Source organism: Kitasatospora sp. MY 5-36, from assembly GCF_001182915.1.
Lineage (GTDB): Bacteria > Actinomycetota > Actinomycetes > Streptomycetales > Streptomycetaceae > Kitasatospora.
Genome location: NZ_LFVW01001135.1, coordinates 1 through 1,762 on the forward strand (window position 1 = coordinate 1; position 1,762 = coordinate 1,762).

Here is a 1,762-nt window from a genome sequence, read left to right on the forward strand (position 1 = left end):
CGCGACGGCCCGCAGCGCGACCCCGCCGAGCGTGCTCTCCAGCCCGGCGGCCCCGGGGTCGTTGCCCACCAGCCGGTTGGCCGCCCGCAGGGCCGGCTCGTCCAGCGCCCCGGCCCTCGGCACCCCGAGGTGGGCGACCCCGCGCCGCCCGAGGTCCTGGACCGTGGTCAGCGGTCCCGGCCGCTCCACCACCAGCTCGTTCAACTCGTCTCCCCCTCAGGCCCGTTCCGCGGTGAAGCGGACCCGGGTGCCCGGGGCCAGCAGGGCCGGGGGCTCGCGGTCGGCGTCCCAGAGGGCGAGCGCCGTCCGGCCGATCAGCTGCCAGCCGCCGGGGGAGGGGTGCGGGTAGACGCCGGTGTACGGGCCGGCCAGGGCGACCGAGCCGGCCGGGACGGAACTGCGCGGGGTGGCCCGGCGCGGCACCTCGTACGGCGCCGGGAGGCCGGTGAGGTAGCCGAAGCCGGGGGCGAAGCCGCAGAACGCGACGACGTACTCGGGTCCGGTGTGGATCCGGACGGCGGCCTCCACGGAGACCCCCCACAGCGCGGCGACCCCGGCCAGGTCGGCGCCGTCGTACACGGTCGGGACCTCCAGTAGCGGTCCGCGCGCCACGTCGACCGCCGCCGCCGTCGGACGGGCGGTGCGCAGCAGGGCCGCGACCGCGTCGACGTCCGCGACGCCGTCCAGCAGCAGGGTGCGCGCGGCCGGGACCAGTTCCTCCACCGCACCGAGCGCCCCTGACTCCCGGTGCTCGTTCAGCCAGCCGTACAGCGCGGCCACCTCGGCCGTCCCGGGCAGCTCGACCAGCAGCGCCCGCTCGCCGACCCGGCGCACCGTCCCCGGTGTCACGTGAAGGCCTCCACCCGGACCCCGGCGGAGGCCAGGGCGCCGCGGATCCGCCAGGCGAGCTGGGCGGCGCCGGGGGTGTCGCCGTGGACGCAGAGCGAGCGGGCCTCGACGGCGATCCGCTCGCCGCCGGCGGCCTCCACCGTGCCGTCCCGGGCGATGGCGACGGCGCGGGTGATCACCGACTCGGGGTCGTGCACCACGGCGTCCGGCTCGCGGCGCGGCACGAGGGTGCCGGTACGGGTGTACGCGCGGTCGGCGAAGGCCTCGGCGACCACCGGGAGCCCGACGCCCTCGGCCACCTCCAGCAGCAGCGAGCCCGGCAGGCCGAGCACGGGCAGCGGCCCGTCGCAGACCGCGCCCGCCCGCAGCACGCCGGCCACCACGGCCTCGGCCTGCTCGGAGTCGCCGACCACCCGGTTGTAGAGGGCGCCGTGCGGCTTGACGTAGGAGACCTTGGAGCCGGCCGCGCGGGCGAACACCTGGAGGGCGCCGATCTGGTACGCGATCTCGTCGGCGAGCTCCTCCGGGGGCACGTCCATCGCGCGGCGGCCGAAGCCGGCCAGGTCGCGGTAGGAGACCTGGGCGCCGATCCGGACGCCGCGCTCGGCCGCCAGCGCGCAGACCCGGCGCATCGTCGACGGATCCCCGGCGTGGAACCCGCAGGCGACGTTGGCGCTGGTCACCACCGACAGCAGGGCCTCGTCGTCGGTCAGGGTCCAGCGTCCGAACCCCTCTCCGAGGTCCGCATTGAGATCGATCACCGCATCGGCCACGCCCGTCCGCCTCCCAGCAGCTGTTGAGCCAGATGGTAGGGCCTGCGGATGAAGGCCGTTGCCCGTGACCCGGAGCCCCGCGGGCGCCGCGGCGTGTGCCCGGGGCCGCACGCCCCGGGGCGGCGCCGCGCGGGGTCGCG

General features: G+C 77.6%; 2 protein-coding genes and 1 pseudogene. All 3 read right to left on the reverse strand.

The window, feature by feature from the left end:
* Positions 1–204 (reverse strand): annotated as a pseudogene (locus AE652_RS40825) (allophanate hydrolase subunit 2 family protein); the annotation flags it as partial.
* 12 nt (positions 205–216) lie between these two features.
* The gene (gene pxpB, locus AE652_RS40830) at positions 217–849 is read right to left on the reverse strand and encodes a 5-oxoprolinase subunit PxpB (RefSeq protein ID WP_049660958.1); all 633 of its coding nucleotides are present in this window, start codon (positions 847–849) and stop codon (positions 217–219) included.
* Positions 846–1,622 (reverse strand): LamB/YcsF family protein, encoded by a 777-nt coding sequence (locus AE652_RS40835; RefSeq protein ID WP_234348727.1) that lies wholly within the window; start codon positions 1,620–1,622, stop codon positions 846–848. Before AE652_RS40835 ends, pxpB begins: the two co-directional genes overlap by 4 nt.
* Between the last annotated feature and the right edge of the window lie 140 nt (positions 1,623–1,762).